This is a genomic window from Streptomyces sp. NBC_01622, assembly GCF_045209635.1.
GTDB lineage: Bacteria > Actinomycetota > Actinomycetes > Streptomycetales > Streptomycetaceae > Streptomyces.
In genome coordinates, this window is record NZ_CP109293.1 from 9,570,478 (window position 1) to 9,589,160 (window position 18,683).

Consider the following 18,683-nt stretch of genomic DNA (forward strand, 5'->3'; position numbering starts at 1 on the left):
AGATTGCACAAGACATGGGGCCGGCGGTGTGGGTATCACCACACCATGGGCGGCTGGTCGTCCGATTAGTGTCTGTGCACTGCCTACAAAAGCCCCGGAGGAACCATGGCGTTCGGCTGGATCGACGACCAGGCGGAGCTGCGCCGCCGCGCCGGGCTCGTACGGACCCTGCGCCCGCGCCCCGCCGACTCGCCGCTCCTCGATCTGGCGAGCAACGACTACCTGGGCCTCGCCCACCATCCCGAGGTCGTCGAGGGGGCCGCGGCGGCGGCGCGGACCTGGGGCGGCGGGTCCACCGGGTCGCGGCTCGTCACGGGCACGACCGAACTGCATGCCCAGTTGGAGCGCGAGCTGGCCGAGTTCACCGGGTTCGAGGCCGCTCTCGTCTTCTCCTCCGGCTACGCGGCCAACCTCGCCGCGGTCACCACGCTCGCGCCGCACGGCTCGCTGATCGTCTCCGACGCGGGCAACCACGCCTCGCTGATCGACGGCTGCCGGCTGGCCCGGGGCGCCACCCAGGTCGTGGGACACGCGGATCCGGACGGGGTGCGGAAGGCGCTGCGGACGCATGACGGGCCGGCCGTCGTCGTGTCCGACTCGGTGTTCTCCGTGGACGGGGACGCGGCTCCGGTGGGGGCGCTCGCCGAGGCGAGCCGGGAGTTCGGGGCGGGGCTGCTGCTCGACGACGCGCACGGGCTCGGGGTGCTGGGCGAGGGCGGGCGCGGGGCGCCGTACGCGGCGGGGCTCGCGGGGGCCGAGGACGTGGTCGTGACGGTCACCCTGTCCAAGTCGCTGGGCAGTCAGGGCGGGGCCGTGCTCGGGCCGGCCCGGGTGATCGACCATCTGGTCAACGCGGCGCGGACGTTCATCTTCGACACAGGCCTCGCCCCGGCCGCCGTCGGAGCCGCGCTGGCGGCGCTCACCCTGCTGCGGCGCGAGCCCGAGCGGGCCGCCCGGGCGCGCGCCGTGGCGGGTGAACTGCACACACGGTTCACCGCCGCGGGTCTGGAAGCGGTACGTCCGGACGCCGCGGTGGTGTCGGTGCGGGCACCGTCCCCGGAGGCGGCCGTGCAATGGGCGGCCGACTGCCGTACGGCAGGGCTGGCCGTGGGCTGCTTCCGTCCTCCTTCCGTGCCCGACGGCATCTCACGGCTCAGGCTGACCGCCCGAGCGGACCTCTCCGGGGCCGAGATCGAACGCGCTGTACGTGTGATCGGCGAGACGCGACCATGAGTCGGCGTGACACGGCCGTGAGTCGCTGATGGCCGAACCGATCAGTGGAACGCGGTGAGGAAGCCCGTCCAGCTCTCGGGGGAGAAGAGCAGGGCGGGTCCTTGCGGGTCCTTGGAGTCGCGTACGGCGAGCAGCCCCGTGTCGGGGCCCGAGCGCGGACGGGCCGCCTCGACGCAGTTGTTCGCTCCCGTGCTGTAGCTGCTGCGCAGCCACCGCACTCCGGACAGTTCGGTACTGGAAGGTACGTTCCGAGGCAGTGCAGACATGGTGCCTCCTTACGCGCCGTCACCTATCCCGGCGATGTAGTCCAACGAGTCCTCGGGCGAAAGGGCGTGGAACTGAAGGGTGTTGAAGGCCTCGCTGTAGGCCTCTAGGTCTTCTTTCCGTTCGAGGTAGAGGCTACTCGTCAAGTGGTCGAGAACAACCACGTCCAGATCAGAAGTGCTCGGAAAGGAGAAGATAACGAAAGGTCCGGTGATGCCGATGTGTGCTCCTGCGGCGAACGGCAAGACCTGAAGCCGGACTTGGGGCAGCTGGGCCGCCTCGATGAGCCGCTCCAGCTGCCGTGCCATCACACCCGGCCCGCCGACCTCCCGGCGCACCACCGCCTCGTCGAGGACCACGCTCAGTTCCAGCGGCGGATCCGCCCGCAGGATGTCCTGCCGGGCCAGCCGCACCTGCACCAGCGCGTCGAGCCGCTCCGGCCCGTCGTTGTCGAGGCCTCCCACGGCGGCCCGGGTCACCGCCCGGGCGTACTCGCGTGTCTGCAGCAGTCCGGGCACCACCGAGGTTTCCAGGGTGCGGATCGTGCTTGCCTGTGACTCCAGGCTGATGAAGTCCCGGTAGGCGGGCGGCAGTACACCGCGATAGGCGTGCCACCAGTGGTGCCGGCCGCCGCCGTCGTCCGAGCCCGCCAACACGAGCAGCATGTCCCGGAGTTGTGCGTCGCCGACCTGGTAGGCGTCCAGGAGTAACCGGACGTCGGGCGGTTTCACGCCACTCGCGCCGGTCTCGATCCGGCTCACCTTCGACTGGTGCCAGCCGACCAGCCGGGCCGCCTCACCGCTGGTGAGCCCCGCATCCGCACGCAACGCGCGGAGTTCGGCGCCCAGTTTCCGGCGGCGCACCGCGGGACCGTACTGCATGGGTTTCTCCTTACTCCTTCCGAGCCGCCCAAATACGGTCTGGGGTCGCAGAGTTCACCGCTTCGAGCGACAGATATATGCATATCTTGGTGGATCGCCACTGTTACCGACGCGGTAATGGCAGTCTGGCGAAGAAGCACCAGTCCGGGACCGTACTCGAACCATCCGCTCCGTGCCGGACACCGGTCCCGCGGGAAAGGGACGACCGCGCCATGGCAGACCATCTGGAAGCATCCGTCACTCTGCCGAGCGATCCCGCCTCGGTCTCCACCGCCCGCTCCTACGTGGTCGGGACCCTCGTGGAATGGGGACTGCCGGCGGACACGGAGGTTGCCGACACCATCCGCCTCATCGTCTCCGAACTCGCCACCAACGCCGTACAGCACACCTTCGGACAGTCACCCACCTTCACGGTGGACATCGAGCTGGAGCGTGACGAACAGCTGCGCATCGGAGTCACCGACAGCCATCCCCGCTTCCCGAAACGCCTGCCGGCCGCCGTCCAACAGGACAACGGCCGGGGCATGGTGATCATCCGCTGGCTGACCGCGGAGTGCGGCGGCAAACTCAGGGTCCGGCCCACCCTGGAGGGCGGCAAGACGGTCTCCATCGAGGTGCCCTGGACGGTACCGGCCCGCCCGGTGACCGCGGCGGGCCAGCAGGAGCCGTAGCGGACCATGCCGAACACCTCCGGACACCCGAGGGGGTGGCGGTCCGTCAGGAGACCGCCACCCCCTCGGGAGTTTTCAGCGCAGGTCAGCTGACCCGGCCGTACCAGACGCTCTTGGTCCAGATCTTCTGCAACCGCACCACGTCCCCGGTCCTCGGGGCGTGCCAGATCTTTCCCTTGCCGGCGTAGATGCCGACGTGGTAGACGCTGGAGCCCGAGTGGAAGAAGACGAGGTCCCCGGCCTTGCGGCTCTTGGCCGAGATGTGGTGGGTCTTGTTGTACTGCTGGGCCGCCGTACGGGGCAGCTTCTTGCCCGCCTTCTTGTACGAGTACAGCGTGAGCCCGGAGCAGTCGAAGCGGCCCGGTCCGGTGGCCCCGTACCTGTACGGGGCACCCTTCTTGGACGCCGCGACCTGGAGTGCCTTTGTCGCGGGTGTCGCGGCCGCGGCGTCGGATGCGACACCCGGGATCACGACGGAACCGCCTACGGCGGCGATGGCGAAGGCCGAAGCCGTACCGGCCCGGACCATCAGCGACGGGACACGATTGAGCGCAGTCATGCGCAACCCTTCGTCAGCCGCCTGTGAAGGATGACCTGTCGGATTCGGGCTGGCGAAGTTGCCCGGCCGCACACTCGCGGCTTCACCCCAAGGGCTGCTCGACCCGGTCATGGCGTGACCGTCCCGGCGACCCGTCGTGCTTGGGTCCTCCACTCCTGCCGATGCAATCCTGTCGACCTGTCATCCGGGCGGCGGCAGGACTCGGCGTCCGCCCGGATCGCCCCGCCGCTGCGGCGGGGTCTTGTCGTCAGACAGGGATCTTCACCTATGAATGTCCGGAAAGCCCAACGGAATCGGGGATTTGTGGGGTTACTCACCACTCACCCGTTCGGCTGAACGCGGCTGTGTTCGAAGGCGTGTCGAGGGTGCATGACCCTCGGACCAGCACCGGAACACCTCACCCGCCCCTCGGGCTACGCGTGTTGCGCAACCCGGACGGCCGCATGGGCGGAGCGGCGACTACGCCGATCGGGGGTACACCGTTCGGCCCGTTTCGCCCCCGCCCGGGACGGTCGCGTGTCCGTCAACTGTCGGAGGGTGCGGGGATCGTGACGCGAGCCGTGCGGCGCTCCCCGTCCAGCACGCGCAGCGCCCGCGTGAGGGTGGGGGCGTGCAGTTCGGTCTCGCCCCGCTGGTGCATCAGGGCCAGCGCGTCCCGCAGTTCGGTGGCCTTGGCCACCAGTGCCTGAGCGGCCCTCAGTCCACGGTACGTGTCCCCGTGGTGCGCGGGGTTGATACGGCCCAGCAGGTCGGCCACATCCAGATAACGGTCGATCAACTCGCCCTCGGCGCGCGTCAGTGCGGGCAGCGGCGGAAGCTCCGGCGGCAGCATCGTCGGCTCACTCCCCGCCGGGCTCGGTGAGCGAGGTCTTCCGGGTCGACACGATCCGGTCCACCAGCCCGTATTCCAGGGCCTGTTGGGCATCCAGAATGCGGTCCCGCTCGATGTCCTGGCTCACCTGCTCCACCGTCCGGCCCGTGTGCAGGGCGAGTACGGCCTCCAGTTGGGACCGGGTGCGCGCCAACTCCTCGGCCTGGATAGCGAGATCACTCGCCTGACCCTGGATCGGCTCGGGCAGTGAGGGCTGGTGGAGCACCATCCGCGCGCCCGGCAGCGCCGACCGCTTGCCCGGGGTGCCCGCCGCAAGCAGCACCGCCGCGCTGGTGCCGGCCTGGCCGAGGCAGATCGTCTCCACGTCGCACGTGACGAACCGCAGCGTGTCGTAGATCGCCGACATCGCGGTGAACGAGCCGCCGGGCGAGTTGATGTACAGCGAGATGTCCCGGTCCGGTGCCTGGTACTCGAGGTGCATGAACTGGGCCATCACGTCGTTCGCCGAGATGTCGTCGATCGGCGTCCCGAGGAAGACGATCCGTTCCTCCAGCAGCTTCGAGTACGGATCCATCGTCCGGTGCCCGGAGCTGGTGCGCTCCGTGAATTCGGGCAGGACATGGCGGGCGAACGGTCGGGTCATGGGTACCCCTCCTTCGGCATCTGTAAGAAATGTACAGGACGTACATGACGTTATGATGGGAGCGGATTCTAGTGATCAAGTAAAATGCCCAGGTCGGAGGGCCTTTATTGCTCCCTGTGGGGGCTCGTGTCTCACATTCCTGTCACGGTTTGACGGCTCTATGTCGGGAGTGTTGTCGCCGTTGCATTCGGCAACTGGCCTGTGGTCCTCCCATGGCCACCCTGATCTGCGAGCCTGTCGCGACTCGCCGCGGTAGGAGCGTCCGTCAATGGGTGTGGGCGGCCCGGCTGGAATGCCTGAGCCTCAACAGGCCCGTTGCTGCACCGCGGTCGTCGGCGATCGGGTGGGTATCCCCGATCATGCGAGTCCTACCGTGTCCCCGGTGGCAGTACGACGAGCGCCGGCACACGACGCTGCAGCCGCGGTGTTCTCCGGCCGTTTCCCCGCCGCAGAGGCCTCCGCTCCGGCTATCGAGCCCACTGCGGTGCCCCGGGCTCGTGCCGTCTCCCCTGACGGGGCGCCCCCAGGGATCAGGCAAGGGGGAAAGATCGCGCAGCGGATCGTCCCCCACACCCTGCGGCCCGATGCGCTGCGGAGACCTCGTCGAGCTCGGGGATGTGTTTCGTGCTCATCAGCAGCGCACGGAACCTGGCCGGTTGCTTCGTGGTGTAAGCGATCAGCTGGCGGGCTTGTTGGTGGTGTTGGGTAGTGCGGTGGTGCTGCCGGGCTGGGATCCTTGATCGACTGCCGTGATGGAGTTCCGGCACGGAGGAACCTCTGGGAGTGGCAAGAAGTAGCCGCCGAATCAGTGCTCTCTACGACTTGAGTACCACAGCCTAGGGTGCTGTCTAGGGTGCGGAAATATGAGCTGACCTGTGGAAACGCCTGTGTGCACGCTGGGGCGGGCGGGGCGCTGGGTCCGTACTTCCCGGGTCGCTGAGTGAGATGGTTTGACGGTCTTGCCGGTGTGGCCGCGTTGGTCCGGGTGTGTCGATGACTTCCTGGTCCCCAAGGCCACGGACGGAACGCCCTCGCGTGGAGGACGTGATTGAGTCCGCGGTGACCAAGCGCCTGGGCGCTCTGCCTGTCGCTGCCGAGTTTCTGCGTCGGCTGGACGTCGCGGGGATCGTCGACGGGCTGCGGCCACCGGATTCGCGGGCGGACCTGATGCACGGCCAGGTGATCGAGGTACTGGTGGCGTACCGGCTGACCGCTCCCGCGCCGCTGTTCCGCGTCGGGGACTGGGCGTACTCGTGTGAGGCCGTCAAGGGTCTTGGTGGAGTCCGATGCGTGTCCCGTCTGGTGCATTGACGGATCTCATCGGTGTCTTGCTGGGGGCTTCGGCGATCAGCGGCGTTGTCGCGTCCGGCCGGTGGCAGCAAAACGTCTCCTCAGGGACACCACCGGAACTCGAAGATGTCCATGGCGAGACGCCGACGTATCAATCGGGTAGGAGGGCCGGGTGATCGGCCCTCCTACCCGATTGATGCTCCGTCAGAAGAGCAGCTCAGGCTCAACTTCCGAGATGCATCCTCCGCGGTTACCTACAGCGAGGACCCCGGGGACGACCGTCGGCGACTCCCAGTCGGCGAAGAGCACGACGACACAGACGGCCTGTGCTGACCTGAGCCCACACACGGAGACGCCCCGGTGAGCGTCAGGGGAGTCGCAGGGGTTGTCTGGGCCTCGCAGGGCGATTGTCCGCGGGCTGGTTCCGAGCGGCCTGTACGGGCCGGTGCGGGACTGCCTCGACGGCGTCTTGGGCGACTGACGCGTTCCTGAAGTGTGGCTGCTGCTGGTGCGTCGGTTACAGGCGCTTCGCTGTGCGGTCGCGCAGCAGCAGTTGCGGCCACACCTCGTGTGCGATGAGGGTGAGGTCGTAGCCAGCCGGGTGTTCGCGCTGCAGCTTGGCCCGCGCTTCGAGCACGGCGGGGTAGAGGCTGCCGGTGGTCGAGATCGCCGAGACGATGTCGTCAAAGTCGCTGCTGGCGTCTGCCGTAGTGGTGGGGTCCGCTTTTTTTGGGGGCCCGGTCGCTGGCGAGCGAGAAGCCGGCGGCTTGCGCCGGAGCAGGGCTTTCAGGCGGTCCCGCTGCTCAGGGGTGAGTGGGGGCGCCTGGTCGGCCAGTTCCTGGGCGTAGCGCTGAATGTCGGCGATCTCCGCAGCGGTCAACGCCATCAGTGATCTCCTCACCAAGGCGTACATTCTCGACGACGGCCGTGATGCTGGACTGCGGCGTCACTGGGCCGGGCAGTTCGCGGCATGCATTCCGACGGGATCGGCCGGCAGGGGAGTGAGGCAGCTCCGGGGGCTCCGACAGCGCCGGCCCGTCGTCCGGCTCCCCGGGGACCGAAGCGCCGTGTGTTCAGGGCATCGGCATCCGTGCGCTGTGCACACCTGCATCCTGGGCGTCGGTTCGCAGCCGCAGTGGGTTGAGCGCGGTGCCTGCCCGGCACCGGTTGCCGCCTTGCGGGCCCGGCCTGCCAGGGCTGTCAGCCCTGCGCGGTGTGCGGCTATCGAAGCGGCAACGGCGCCCCCGGCTTGGATGGCCAGTGCGGGGATCGGACGGAGGGCGACAGTGGCCGCAGCTGCAGTCTGTGAGTTGCTCAAGCGCTCGGCAGGCGTCGCAGGGTCGGGACGGGAAACGGTCCTTGACGAACGCAGTGTGTCGTCCCTGGGCGGAGGGCCGGAGCGTGGCTGCGGGGCCAGCCATGCATGGGCAGGTGGTGTCGAGAGTGTTGCCATGCTTCCACGATTCCATCGCGGGGAGTCCCCGATGCGCATTTCTTCCGGAATGCCTCCAGCGCGGCATTCCATATGCTTTGTATGAATATGTGCAATGCTCACCTGGAGCAGGAGTGCCCTTGCCGAGAACTCCGTCCGTGCAGTTCAGGCCGTATGTCGGTACTCGTGGAGGGCGCCGCCGAGGTGGTCACGTCGGCGTATGTCGAGGTGGGTGAGCTGCTCCGAATCGGTGATCGGTGGGGGCAAGGCGCGCAGTGGTCGGGCGCCTGCGATGCCCTGGTGGGGCCGGTGGGAGTTGTAGTGCTGCTCGAACTCGCGCAGGGCGTGGAGCAGATGGTGCTGGTTCCAGATCAGGGTGGGGTCCAGCAGTTCGTGCCGGCAGGTCTGTATCCGGCGTACAGCCCGACTCGTCTGCTATCAGGGCTCTGACCTGGTCTTTTGGCCCGGTCGGGGTCCTTTTCAGTGTTCGGGTGCTTCCCGCTTCTACCTGCGAGTTCCTGGGAGTTCCCGCGGAAGTGTGCACGCGTTGTGCACTGAGTCGGGGTGCCCGGCGGTGGGTTCGATGAGCGATGTCACCGAGCCTCGGGAGGGGGCTGCCGGGAGCCGGGGCTTCGACCTGGACGCATGGATTCGGCCTCTGTGTGCTCTTGTCGTTGCCGGGGTCGCCGCGTATGCCTCGTATGTTCACCAGGGGGAGTTCGCGCTGCAGGGCGGAGCGGACACGGTCAGCGCTTCGTTGTGGCCGCTGTCCGTGGACGGGCTCTTGCTCCTGGCCGCGGTCGGCCTTTTGAAGCCCGTGGCGCCTCACACGCGCCGGACGCGAGGCGTGGTGTGGCCGGCTTTCCTGCTGGGGATCGCGGTCTCGCTGGCGGCGAACATCGCGGCGGCACGGGCGTTGGAGTGGAAGCCGGTCCTTGTTGCCGGGTGGCCTCCCGTCGCGTTGCTGTTGTCGGTGGAACTCCTGGTGCATCGCCCGGTTGACCGGCTGGATGTGACGACAGGGCATATGGGAGATGGGGACAGTCACGCGAGGAGCGAGTCGCTGCAGGAGGACGGCGATCCGTTGCTGCCACGGGCTCGCATGGTCGATGCCCAACATCGGGAACTGTACCAACGACCCGTCTCGGCCGAGACCCTGCGAAAGGAACTGCGGATCGGCGCGCGACGGTCGAGACAGTTGGCCGCATTCGTACAGGGGAGCCGAAGTGGCAGCGCCGATGTAGAGGTGCTCCGCGATCGGGCAAACGAACCAAAGGGTCGGCGTTCCGATTGAGCCCTGGCGACTACGGTGTCGGCGACGTTCGACTTACTGCAGTGGCTCGGTCGCATGTTCGAGTCCTGGGGGACTATCCGCAGATGGTTGCGGGGCTGACCAGCGGGTTCTTGTTGGTCGGCTGGGGTCTGTACGCTCACCGGTGTAATTGATGATCGTCGACGAGACATCAAGTGACTGACACCGTGACAGAGTTCGTGACCGCCGATGACCAGACGGATCGGTCGCCGGAGGCCGCGACGGTTGAGCAGAAACTGATCGAGCAGCTCGTCCAGCAGGCCCGCAGTGAGGGGCTGCAGCTGACTGGCGAGGGCGGGCTGCTGCAGCAGCTGACCAAGACGGTTCTGGAGTCCGCCCTGGAAGGCGAGATCACCGACCATCTCGGCTATGACAAGCACGACCCGGCGGGCAAGGACGGTGGCAACTCCGGTAACGGCATCCGGTCCAAGACGGTGCTGACGGACATCGGGCCGGTCGAGATCGACGTGCCCCGCGACCGGGAGGGCTCCTTCGAGCCGGCCATCGTCAAGAAGCGGCAGCGCCGGCTGACCGGCGTGGACGAGATGGTGCTCTTACTGTCCGCGAAGGGCCTCACGCACGGGGAGATCTCCGCGCACCTGGCCGAGGTCTACGGCGCGGATGTGTCCAAGACGACTATCAGCACGATCACCGATAAGGTATGGATGGCATGGCGGAATGGCAGAACCGGCCGCTCGACCGCGTCTACCCGGTCGTCTTCACTGACGCTATCAACGTCAAGATTCGGGTTCTGTCGACGATCTTGTGATCCGGACGGCTGAGGCTCACCGTGTGAGCAGGACGCGTTTGCGAAGGAGATCGAGACCGGCCCTGCCGAACATCTGGCGTTTCAGCACAGACGGTTGATGTTGCCCTCGACGGCGCCGGAACTGTGCGGCAGAGACAGCCCGTTGCGGACCGCGTCGAAGTCGCGGCGGAGGTTGCGGGCGAAGCCCGCGAGCGGAGCCAGACTGTCGCGTTCGACGTCGGTGATCCAGTCTTCGAGGCGGTCGCCATGGCGTCCGGTCATCATCGCGGCGAACTTCCTGATGTGAAGAGTGAGCCGGTCGAGTTCGGGATCACGCTCACGCAGCCGGTGCAGCTTTTCGGCGTGCTCGTCCCGCAGGTGCTCGGGGTGGGTCATGATCCAGGAGGCGACCTCGCGGACCGATGGGGGCTTCGGTCCCGGGTCGGGTGCGTGTCCGCGCCCGGTCCGGTAGCGTCGCAGATGCCGTTGAACAGCCAACTCGCCGCCTGGATAGCCGAGTTGTTTGATCTCCCGGTGGAGCTGGGCGGCCTTCCTGACGCCCTCATTCCAGCGCCGGTGCAAGTAGCCGACGTAAGGGTCGACGACATGCGCTCGTTGGAGGCTTTTGGCCACGACGTCGTCGGCGGAGCGGGCGTTGACCAGTTTGCGGACGGTGGCCTGGTGCAGCCCGAGCCTCCGGCCGATCGCCGCTTTCGACATCCCCTGCTGCCACAGCTCGTGGGCGGCAGCATGTTGCTCGCGCAGCCGGATTACGATCTTCAGCTCTTTCGGCGGCCGGACCACCTCGGGCTCCACCTCCACGTGGTCGGGGCTGGAGGCTGAGCCGGGAGGAGTTTCGGCCAGGCGGGAGCGATGGGCGTGGACCGTTTTCTCGACCGCCTGGCCGAGGTTGGCCCACAGGTGATAGCGATCCGCGACCTGTTCGGCCTGCGGCGCCCCGACCCGAGCGCCCACCGAGTAACCGCTGGAACGGTCCCGGCAAATGATCCTCACCTCGGGGTGATCGCGGAGCCAGCCGGCCAGGTCCTCACCTTCGCGGCCGTCGTAGAGGTGCAGTGGCCGGTGGGTGGCCATGTCGATCAACACCGTGCCGTAGTGGCGGCCATTGCGGAAGGCGAAGTCGTCGACGCCGAGGATCTCCACCTTGCCGATCTCCGGCTCGGGCAGAGACCTGACCAGCCGCAACAGCGTGTCCTTGCCTACGGTCAGGCCGACCGCGGACGCCAGTCGGGCTCCTGCCCGGCCCGCCAGTGCCAGCCCGATCTGCGTCAACACCCCGCGTAGCAGCGGGGTATGCCGACGGTGCGGGGTGGTCAGCCCCGAGACCTGTTCGGCGAACGTCACCGCCGTGCAGGCAGGATTCTCGCAGCGGAAACGGCGCACACGTAACTCGATCACGACACCGAGCCCGCCCACAGCGACATCACGCAACCGCGTACGTACCGACCGTGCACCCGGGCCGAGCTCTGGCCGCACCGACAGGAGCCAGTCGTCGCCCGCACCCGCGTTCTCAGCATTACCTGGTCCGGTCGCCGCTCGACCTCCTCGATCAGCAACGCGGACAGGTACGGAAACAGCTCCAGGAGCACATCACGAGAGCACGCGATGCATGATCGCGAACAGGCGGAGCAACCTGCTCAGCCGTCCGGATCACAAGATCGTCGACAGAACCAAGATTCGCGATGGCCAAGTAGCGAACAGGCTGATCTACATGGCCCTGGCGGTCACCGCCGAGGACACCGCGACATCCTCGGCCTGTGGGCCGGCGACGGCGGCGAAGGCGCGAAACACTGGCTTCGAGTGCTCTCCGCGGTCAAGAATAGGGGGGGTCGAAGACGTCCTCATGCTGGTCTGCGACGGGTTGAAGGGGCTGCCCGACGCAGTCGGCGAGGTCTGGCCGCGAACTGTGGTGCAAACGTGCGTGGTTCACCTGCTGCGGGCGTCATTTCGATACGCGGCCCGGCAGGACTGGGACAAGATCGCCAAGGCACTCAAGCCCGTCTACACCGCGCCGACTGAGGACGCGGCCACGACACGGTTCCTGGAATTTGCCGAGACCTGGGGCAAGAAGTACCCGGCGGTCGTCCGCCTCTGGGAGTCCAGCTGGCCTGAGTTCACGTCTTTCCTTCAGTTTGATGCAGAAATACGCCGCATTGTGTGCACGACCAACAGTATCGAGAGCGTCAACGCCCGCATCCGCAAGGCCGTCCGCTCCCGCGGGCACTTCCCCACGGAGCAGGCCGCCCTCAAATGTGTCTACATGGCCGTCATGAGCCTCGACCCGACCGGCGCCGGCCGCAAACGCTGGACCATGCGCTGGAAGGGCGCCATGAACGCCTTCGACCTTGCCTTCGACGGCCGCCTCACTGCAGGCCAACTCTAGCCACACCAAGCCCAGTTACACCGCTCGCTTTACAGACCCCCTGGCCCCAAAAGCCGATGCAGCGGACTCACCCTCCGCAAGCCGGATACGGCACGGCTGCGGTCGCAAGGGCTGGCCTGCAGTCTTCGATGCCGAACTCCGCAGATGCCGGAACCGGCACACCACGAACAGGCGGGCGTACGCCGGCTTCGGACCTCGACCGCGTCTGCGCACAAGGGCCCGGGCTGGACGCACACCGACGATGTCCCGTTCCGCGTGAACGGGGGAGCGGGGTGATCCTTTTGGAGATGTGGGGCGACCTGCGGTGCTTGTTCCCGGCCGGGCCCGCTACTCCGGGGTGCGATTGCTGCCGGAGGGCGCACAGAGGCGTCGCGCCGCCTCGACGACGACGGCCCGGTGCTCGGCCAGCCGTTCCGGCCGGTATGGATCAGCCGTACTGACGGCTGTGAGCAGGTCGCGCGGCGCGAGGATCCAGCTCTGTGTCAGGCCGGTGATGAGAACCAGCAGGTCGGTCGGGGGAAGATGCGCGGCGCTCGAGTCCGCGGTCATACGGGCCATCTTCTCGCTGTAGACGTCCGCCGCGTCGGGGCCCAGCTCGGGCCGCTCCAGCTGGCGCCACAGGTGCATGCGCAGGGCGGCGGGACGCTGGGTCAAGTAGTCGAACATGCGGCCCGCGTATCCGGGCAGGTCGTCCTCGGTGAGCGGGGTGGCCTCGTTCAGTTCGTTGATGACCTGGTGCAGGGCGGCGGCGAACAGGAGCTCTTTGTTCGTGTAGTAGACGTAGATGGATCGCTTGTTGGCGTCCGCGGCCTCGGCGATGCGGTCGATGCGGGCCCCGGCGAAGCCGTGGTCGCTGAACTCTTCTATGGCTGCCGCGAGGATCTTTGAGCGGGTGGCCGCGGAGTCGTAAGTCATGCTCCCGATCCTAGGTAACCAACCAGTTATTGACAACAGGGCACTCCTGGTGCTCTAGTCATAACTATCCAGTTATTTTCATTGCTGGCTGTGACGAAAGGCATGCCATGAGTACCCACACCTCGCCCGCTCCGGTCTTCGAGCGGGACCTGTTCATCAACAACACCTGGCGTCCCGGCTCCTCGGGCGAGCGCATTGCGGTCGTCGACCCGGCAACCGAGAAGGAGATCGGATCGGCTGCCGCGGCGGCCTTCGAGGACGTCGACGCGGCCGTCGCCGCGGCCCGTACCGCGTTCGACTCCGGCCCCTGGCCGCGGCTGACCCTGCAGGAGCGTGCCGAGATCCTGACGAGGTTCGCCGAGGAACTGGAGAAGGACGCCGACCCGGTCACCGAGGTACTGGTCGCCGAGACCGGCCTGACGGTCGGCCAGAGCCGCGGCGGGGCGCTGACCATGCCCGGCCTGCTGCGCTACTACGCCTCCCTGGCGGACGTGACGGAGCTGACCGAACTGCGCACCGGCCTGTCGGGTGTCGACGCCCGTATCGAGAAGCGGCCGGTGGGCGTCGTAGCGGCCATCGTCCCGTGGAACGCCCCGCTCGCGCTGGCGGCGTTCAAGCTGCCGCAAGCCCTGCTGGCCGGCTGCACCGTCATCATGAAGCCGTCGGAGGACACTCCCCTGAGTGCGGGCTACTTGGCCGACGCCGCGCTACGGGCCGGGCTGCCCGCCGGTGTGCTGAACATCGTCAACGCCCTCCCCGCGGGCGGCGACTACCTGGTGCGCCACCCCGGCGTCGACAAGATCACCTTCACCGGCAGCACCGTGGTCGGGCGCCGCATCGCCGCCGCAGCCGCCGACACCCTCAAGCAGCTCACCCTCGAACTCGGCGGCAAGTCACCGGCACTCGTACTCGACGACGCCGATCTGGACCGCATCGTCGACACCCTGGTGCCCGGCGTCTGCGGGAACAACGGGGAGAGCTGCACGAACCCCAGCAGGCTGATCGTGCCCGAGCACCGCCACGACGAGATTGTCGGCGCCCTCGCCGAGGCGTTCGCCAAACTCACCGTCGGCGATCCCCGCGACCCGTCCACCGACGTGGGCGCGATGGTCACCCGCAAGCACTACGAGCGGGTCCTGGGCTACCTCGACTCCGCGAAGGAGGAAGGCGGCAGCTTCGCCGTCGGCGGCGGCCGGGCCCCCGGCCACGACGTCGGCTACTACGTCGCTCCCACGATCGTCACCGGCGTGTCACCCGACGCGAAGATCGCACAGGAGGAGATCTTCGGACCCGTCCTGACCGTCCTGACCTACCGGGACGAGGAAGAGGCCATCCGCATCGCCAACGACACCGAGTTCGGCCTGTCCGGCGCCGTCTACAGCACCGACACCGAGCACGCCCTGCGCGTGGCCCAGCAGATCAACTCCGGCACCGTGAACCTGAACAACGGCATCACCGTCGACATCGGCGTGCCGTTCGGCGGCGTCAAGCAGTCCGGCTACGGCCGCGAACTCGGCCCCGAGGGACTGGACGCCTTCTTCAACACCCACGTCATCTTCCTCAACGGCGAACCGCTGCGCGTGATCAACGGCTGACACATCACCACCGGTCCGGTCCGCCACGGCGGACCGGACCACTACCCCTACCGCACAGACGACACCCACCTGGACAACATCCATGCGTATGACGACACCGTTCACGGCTTCCAGCACCGCCATGGACGTCACCGCCGGCGTCGACCTCACCGGCCGGGCGATGATCGTCACCGGTGCCTCCTCGGGCATCGGCGTCGAAACCGCCCGCGCGCTCGCCGCCCGCGGAGCACATGTCACCCTCGCCGTCCGTGACCCAGGTGCAGGACGGCGCACCGCCGACGACATCACGGCCACCACCGGCAACGCTCGCGTCAGCGTCCGCAGGCTCGACCTCACCGACCTGGACTCCATCGACACCTTCGCCGCCGGGTGGAACGGCCCGCTGCACGCCCTGATCCACAACGCCGGCGTCATGGAGACCCCGCGGAGGTACACCCGCTACGGCTGGGAATTCCAGCTCGCCACGAACCATCTGGGGCACTTCGCCCTGACACTGGGCCTTCAAGGCGCCCTCGCCGAAGCGGCAACCGCCACTGGCGAGGCACGCATCGTCGCCGTCAGCTCCAGCGGGCACGGCAGCTCACCCGTCCGCTTCGACGACCTGTTCTTCCGCCGCCGCCCCTACGACTCTGGACAGGCCTACGGACAGTCCAAGACCGCCCAGATCCTCTTCGCCGTGGAGGCCACCCGCCGCTGGTCCCGCCACGGCATCACCACCAACGCCCTGATGCCCGGCGGCATTTGGACCAACCTGCAACGCCACTGGGACCCGGACCGGCGAGCGCGGCTCAAGGCCGCCATCCCCGGCAAGACCCCCCAGCAGGGAGCCGCCACCAGCGTCCTCCTGGCCGCCTCCCCTCTCCTCCAAGGCATTAGCGGCCGCTACTTCGACGACTGCAACGAGGCCGAACCCGTCGAAGAGATCATCGACGGACTGCACGGCGTACGCGCATGGGCCCTCGACAAGGACGCAGCCCGGCGCCTCTGGGACGTCTCACTCGCCCTCACCGACGCAGCCCGCCGATGACCTGCACCCACGGTCGACAGTATCGCCGCCGGTAGCCCCACCCTCGCCAATCGACGGTGCGGCCGCACCAGCGTCACCGTCGGGCTGGGCGTGTTCATGGGCAACGCCAAGAGTCGCTGTGACGAACTCACCCAGCCCCACCGTGCCACCCTCGCCGAAGTCGGCGTGGAACGGCCAACAGCGCTCAGGAACAGCCCCTCAGACGATGCCAGCGGCCGGGGGCGGAGATACCGCTGCCGACCAGCTGCTACTGAGCTTGCTGGCCTGATGTCGTCATGGGGAGTCCGGTTCCGGCGAGGCATCCACGAGTCTCACAGGTGACCCAGACGAGCACGATCGGGGCACCGATCTGCTGGTGGGCAGCGATGAGCAAACCACGGTAATCGGTTCAGCTGAAACTGCGCCGCCCGCCCCGCTTGTGATCCACATGCCGCTTGGGGTGGTAGATCAGATGCGATCGTTCGTCGGCGTGTGTCCGCGCCTGGCTCAGATGCGGGCGGTGCGAGGCGTCATAGAGAAGTCGGCTTCGTGTTCGAAGCACAGCCATGCCCCGAGCGCCGCCACGGCGGTTCCACGTCGGCTCAGGTCTCCTTCACCCAGCCGGTGACGACTTCCTCGTTGCGCTCCAGCGCGCGCCTCGCCGGGACGTGGTGGCTGAAGCCGTGCCGGTGTGGCATCTGCGCGACGGCGGAGAGCGTCAGGCTCCCGTGGAACCGTCGTCCGATCAGCGTCTTGATCCGCGCCGGCGTCCAGTTCCGGTCCGGCCAGCCGTGCGCTACCAGTCCCTTGGCCGGCTCCCGTTCCAGCACCACTGGCAGCGCCTCGCTCAGCTTGGGTCTGGATGCTGGCGCCTTCGAGCGCAACCTTGCTCTCCTGCGTGTTCCCACACCCGGTGCCACCGCTGCACCGACCCCACGCTGACACGCAACGCCCGTGCGACTGCGGCATTGTTGAACCCTTGGGCAAATAGCCCGGCCGCCTGCGTGTGGATACCCTCGCGAAATGCCCGCCGCTCCGCGGCCAGCCCGCCGCCTCGCGGAGACCTCATACAACCGACCTACCGCGACGACCACTGCAGCCCAGAAGGCGGGTGCCCCGCGCGATCGGTGTCGACGACTTCGCCCCGCGCAGTCTGCCAATACGGCGGGTTGACTCCGTACTTGGCGTGTCGGTGGGGCCTTCCTCGGTATCCGCAACGGCGATGGCGGGGTCCCGGCTTCCCCACCGGCGCAGTCGCGGTTACCGATCAGTGGCCGTGGGGACGGGCAGGCTTGATGTTCTTGTTGTAGCGGAGGATGTTGCTCGGGTCCCATGTGTGCTTGAGGGCCGCGAGCCGTTGGTACTTGTCGGGGCCGTACGCCCAGCGTATGAATTCATCGTCGCCCGGGCGGACGTTGTTGTGGTTCAGGTAGGCGCGAGGGCCGCTCAGCCTGCGCAGCCTCGGTGTGATCGTGTCCTTGACATAGTCGGACCAGATGGCGTCGTCGGCCTGACTGCGGTGGCTGGCCAGCGCCTCCCAGTAGAACTGGGCATCGCCTCGCGGCATCGCCGCGCCGTCGTCGGGGAAGCGGTGGAGTGCCCCGCCCATCGCGGAGATGGGGAGGATGACGACATCGGTGTCGCCGGGGCGGGCCACGGGAGAGGCGTGCATGATGTCCAGGGCCTCATCGATGAACGCGTCCGTCATCTCGGGCACGAACCCTGAGTTCTGATAGGTCCTCCTCTCGTTCTGGGGGAGCAGGGGGCCTTCGAAGACCTGCTGGAGATCGGTGAACAGCATGGGGCGAATGGTGTCCGCGAGGGGCTTGCCCCATGCCCGTACGGGTTCGAGTACGCGCTCGCCTTTGTATGGGTCTCCGGCGTAGGAGAAGATCGTCGCCAGCACGAGCTTGTCCTTCAGCTCGGCGGGGAAGTTGGGCTCCTTGGCGCGCATGACGATGGCCATCGCACCGACTTCGTCGGGCGCGCTCATCATGAAGTCCCGCCAGTAGCGGAGGAAGCCCGGGGCGTCCTCCCCGGAGTGCGCCAGCGTTCCCGCGAGCACCACCGGATCCTGGCGGTGGAGCTCGAATTCGAACGAGGTCGCGATGGCGAAGTTGCCGCCGCCGCCGCGCATACCCCAGAAGAGGTCGGGGTTCTCATCGGCGCTGGCTCGGACGGTCTCGCCGTCCACGGTGACGGCGTCGACAGCGATCAGGCTGTCGATGGTGGCGCCGTACTTCCGCGTGAGCCAGCCGAATCCGCCGCCGAGCGTCAGGCCGGCGACGCCGGTGTCGGACACGGTTCCGGCCGGTACGACCGTTCCTTGGACCGCGGTCTCGCGGTCCATGATGCCCAGGCGGGCTCCCGCCTGGACCGTGCCACGGAGCGTTCTCGGGTCGGCCAGGACGCCGTTCATCGGGGTGAGGTCGATGGCGAGCACATCATCCTGCAGCCCCCATCCGTCGACCTCGTGCCCGCCGGCCAGGACGGAGAACGGGATGTCGTGTTCCCGCGCGAAACGGACCGCGGCGATGACGTCGGCGACGCCGGTGCACCGGGCGAGCGCGGCGGGCCGCCGGATGTTGCGCGCGCTGGCGAGGTGACTGGCGCCGAGGTAGGAAGGGTGACCAGGCGGCACTACCTCACCGCGAAGACGCTGGGAGAGATCGTCAAAGCGCCCGACTCTAGATGTCCCTGTGGACGTCACTGTCACTCCTTACCGCCTCGGGTGGGTTCTGACCGGAAGTCCACACGCAGTCGGATCTCCTGTCAACCAGATCGACGTTCTGTTATAAGGAACATCGAGGTATCTCGGTCACGTCCGGCCTGAGCGGCTCGTCGGTTGCCGATGGAGGGTTGCGACTTGGGGTGTGTCGTGGACATTGCCGATCGCCA

19 protein-coding genes, 1 pseudogene and 1 riboswitch are annotated in these 18,683 nt (G+C 67.7%); of the genes and pseudogenes, 8 read left to right on the forward strand and 12 right to left on the reverse strand.

Annotated elements, in window-relative coordinates:
• Nucleotides 1-105: 105 nt before the first annotated feature.
• Nucleotides 106-1,233, forward strand: a complete 1,128-nt coding sequence (locus OH768_RS44435; RefSeq protein ID WP_406462366.1) for an 8-amino-7-oxononanoate synthase — start codon at nt 106-108, stop codon at nt 1,231-1,233.
• 41 nt (nt 1,234-1,274) lie between these two features.
• Here OH768_RS44435 and OH768_RS44440 read toward each other — a convergent pair whose 3' ends face one another.
• Entirely contained in the window at nt 1,275-1,499 is a 225-nt protein-coding gene (locus OH768_RS44440) for a DUF397 domain-containing protein (protein ID WP_406462368.1), read from the reverse strand.
• Between the two features lie 9 nt (nt 1,500-1,508).
• On the reverse strand, nt 1,509-2,378 hold the full coding sequence (locus OH768_RS44445; protein ID WP_406462370.1) for a helix-turn-helix domain-containing protein: 870 nt from the start codon (nt 2,376-2,378) through the stop codon (nt 1,509-1,511).
• 212 nt (nt 2,379-2,590) lie between these two features.
• On the opposite strand from OH768_RS44445, the gene OH768_RS44450 reads away from it, so the two are divergent.
• On the forward strand, nt 2,591-3,049 hold the full coding sequence (locus OH768_RS44450) for an ATP-binding protein (RefSeq protein ID WP_019070948.1): 459 nt from the start codon (nt 2,591-2,593) through the stop codon (nt 3,047-3,049).
• An 85-nt stretch (nt 3,050-3,134) separates the two neighbouring features.
• Here the strand turns inward: OH768_RS44450 and OH768_RS44455 are convergent, their stop codons facing one another.
• From OH768_RS44455 to OH768_RS44465, 3 genes are all read right to left on the reverse strand, one after another.
• Nucleotides 3,135-3,608 (reverse strand): C40 family peptidase, encoded by a 474-nt coding sequence (locus tag OH768_RS44455; RefSeq protein ID WP_406462372.1) that lies wholly within the window; start codon nt 3,606-3,608, stop codon nt 3,135-3,137.
• A gap of 3 nt (nt 3,609-3,611) precedes the next feature.
• Nucleotides 3,612-3,793: riboswitch (cyclic di-AMP (ydaO/yuaA leader) on the reverse strand.
• A 338-nt stretch (nt 3,794-4,131) separates the two neighbouring features.
• Nucleotides 4,132-4,440 (reverse strand): hypothetical protein, encoded by a 309-nt coding sequence (locus OH768_RS44460; protein WP_406462374.1) that lies wholly within the window; start codon nt 4,438-4,440, stop codon nt 4,132-4,134.
• 7 nt (nt 4,441-4,447) lie between these two features.
• Entirely contained in the window at nt 4,448-5,083 is a 636-nt protein-coding gene (locus OH768_RS44465; protein ID WP_406462375.1) for an ATP-dependent Clp protease proteolytic subunit, read from the reverse strand.
• Nucleotides 5,084-6,118: 1,035 nt separating this feature from the next.
• On the opposite strand from OH768_RS44465, the gene OH768_RS44470 reads away from it, so the two are divergent.
• Complete coding sequence (locus tag OH768_RS44470; protein WP_406462377.1) at nt 6,119-6,394, forward strand: hypothetical protein; 276 nt, start codon at nt 6,119-6,121, stop codon at nt 6,392-6,394.
• Nucleotides 6,395-6,890: 496 nt separating this feature from the next.
• Here OH768_RS44470 and OH768_RS44475 read toward each other — a convergent pair whose 3' ends face one another.
• Together OH768_RS44475 and OH768_RS44480 are read right to left on the reverse strand one after the other, a co-directional pair.
• A complete protein-coding gene (locus OH768_RS44475) occupies nt 6,891-7,259 on the reverse strand; it encodes a hypothetical protein (RefSeq protein ID WP_406462379.1) in 369 nt (122 codons plus the stop codon).
• Nucleotides 7,260-7,970: 711 nt separating this feature from the next.
• Entirely contained in the window at nt 7,971-8,216 is a 246-nt protein-coding gene (locus OH768_RS44480; protein WP_406465695.1) for an integrase core domain-containing protein, read from the reverse strand.
• A gap of 172 nt (nt 8,217-8,388) precedes the next feature.
• On the opposite strand from OH768_RS44480, the gene OH768_RS44485 reads away from it, so the two are divergent.
• Nucleotides 8,389-9,099, forward strand: coding sequence for a DUF2637 domain-containing protein (locus tag OH768_RS44485; RefSeq protein ID WP_406462380.1), 711 nt, complete (start codon nt 8,389-8,391; stop codon nt 9,097-9,099).
• A 173-nt stretch (nt 9,100-9,272) separates the two neighbouring features.
• Nucleotides 9,273-9,865 (forward strand): annotated as a pseudogene (locus tag OH768_RS44490) (transposase); the annotation flags it as partial.
• Nucleotides 9,866-9,967: 102 nt separating this feature from the next.
• Here OH768_RS44490 and OH768_RS44495 read toward each other — a convergent pair.
• Complete coding sequence (locus OH768_RS44495; protein ID WP_406462381.1) at nt 9,968-11,362, reverse strand: ISL3 family transposase; 1,395 nt, start codon at nt 11,360-11,362, stop codon at nt 9,968-9,970.
• A 133-nt stretch (nt 11,363-11,495) separates the two neighbouring features.
• Here OH768_RS44495 and OH768_RS44500 point away from each other — a divergent pair, with 133 nt between their 5' ends.
• Nucleotides 11,496-12,269, forward strand: coding sequence for a transposase (locus OH768_RS44500; RefSeq protein ID WP_406462383.1), 774 nt, complete (start codon nt 11,496-11,498; stop codon nt 12,267-12,269).
• A gap of 327 nt (nt 12,270-12,596) precedes the next feature.
• Here OH768_RS44500 and OH768_RS44505 read toward each other — a convergent pair whose 3' ends face one another.
• Nucleotides 12,597-13,184, reverse strand: a complete 588-nt coding sequence (locus OH768_RS44505) for a TetR family transcriptional regulator (protein ID WP_406462384.1) — start codon at nt 13,182-13,184, stop codon at nt 12,597-12,599.
• 107 nt (nt 13,185-13,291) lie between these two features.
• Here OH768_RS44505 and OH768_RS44510 point away from each other — a divergent pair, with 107 nt between their 5' ends.
• Nucleotides 13,292-14,779 (forward strand): aldehyde dehydrogenase, encoded by a 1,488-nt coding sequence (locus OH768_RS44510; RefSeq protein WP_406462386.1) that lies wholly within the window; start codon nt 13,292-13,294, stop codon nt 14,777-14,779.
• Between the two features lie 88 nt (nt 14,780-14,867).
• Nucleotides 14,868-15,806 carry an SDR family NAD(P)-dependent oxidoreductase gene (locus OH768_RS44515; RefSeq protein ID WP_406462387.1) on the forward strand — a complete coding sequence of 313 codons (939 nt, stop codon included), beginning with the start codon at nt 14,868-14,870 and terminating at the stop codon, nt 15,804-15,806.
• A gap of 581 nt (nt 15,807-16,387) precedes the next feature.
• Here OH768_RS44515 and OH768_RS44520 read toward each other — a convergent pair.
• The 3 genes from OH768_RS44520 to OH768_RS44530 form a co-directional block, all read right to left on the reverse strand.
• Complete coding sequence (locus tag OH768_RS44520) at nt 16,388-16,669, reverse strand: winged helix-turn-helix domain-containing protein (RefSeq protein ID WP_406462389.1); 282 nt, start codon at nt 16,667-16,669, stop codon at nt 16,388-16,390.
• Nucleotides 16,633-16,854, reverse strand: a complete 222-nt coding sequence (locus tag OH768_RS44525) for a helix-turn-helix domain-containing protein (RefSeq protein ID WP_406462391.1) — start codon at nt 16,852-16,854, stop codon at nt 16,633-16,635. The genes OH768_RS44520 and OH768_RS44525 overlap by 37 nt, the downstream gene beginning before the upstream one ends.
• Before the next feature lie 198 nt (nt 16,855-17,052).
• A complete protein-coding gene (locus OH768_RS44530; RefSeq protein WP_406462392.1) occupies nt 17,053-18,426 on the reverse strand; it encodes an FAD-binding oxidoreductase in 1,374 nt (457 codons plus the stop codon).
• Between the last annotated feature and the right edge of the window lie 257 nt (nt 18,427-18,683).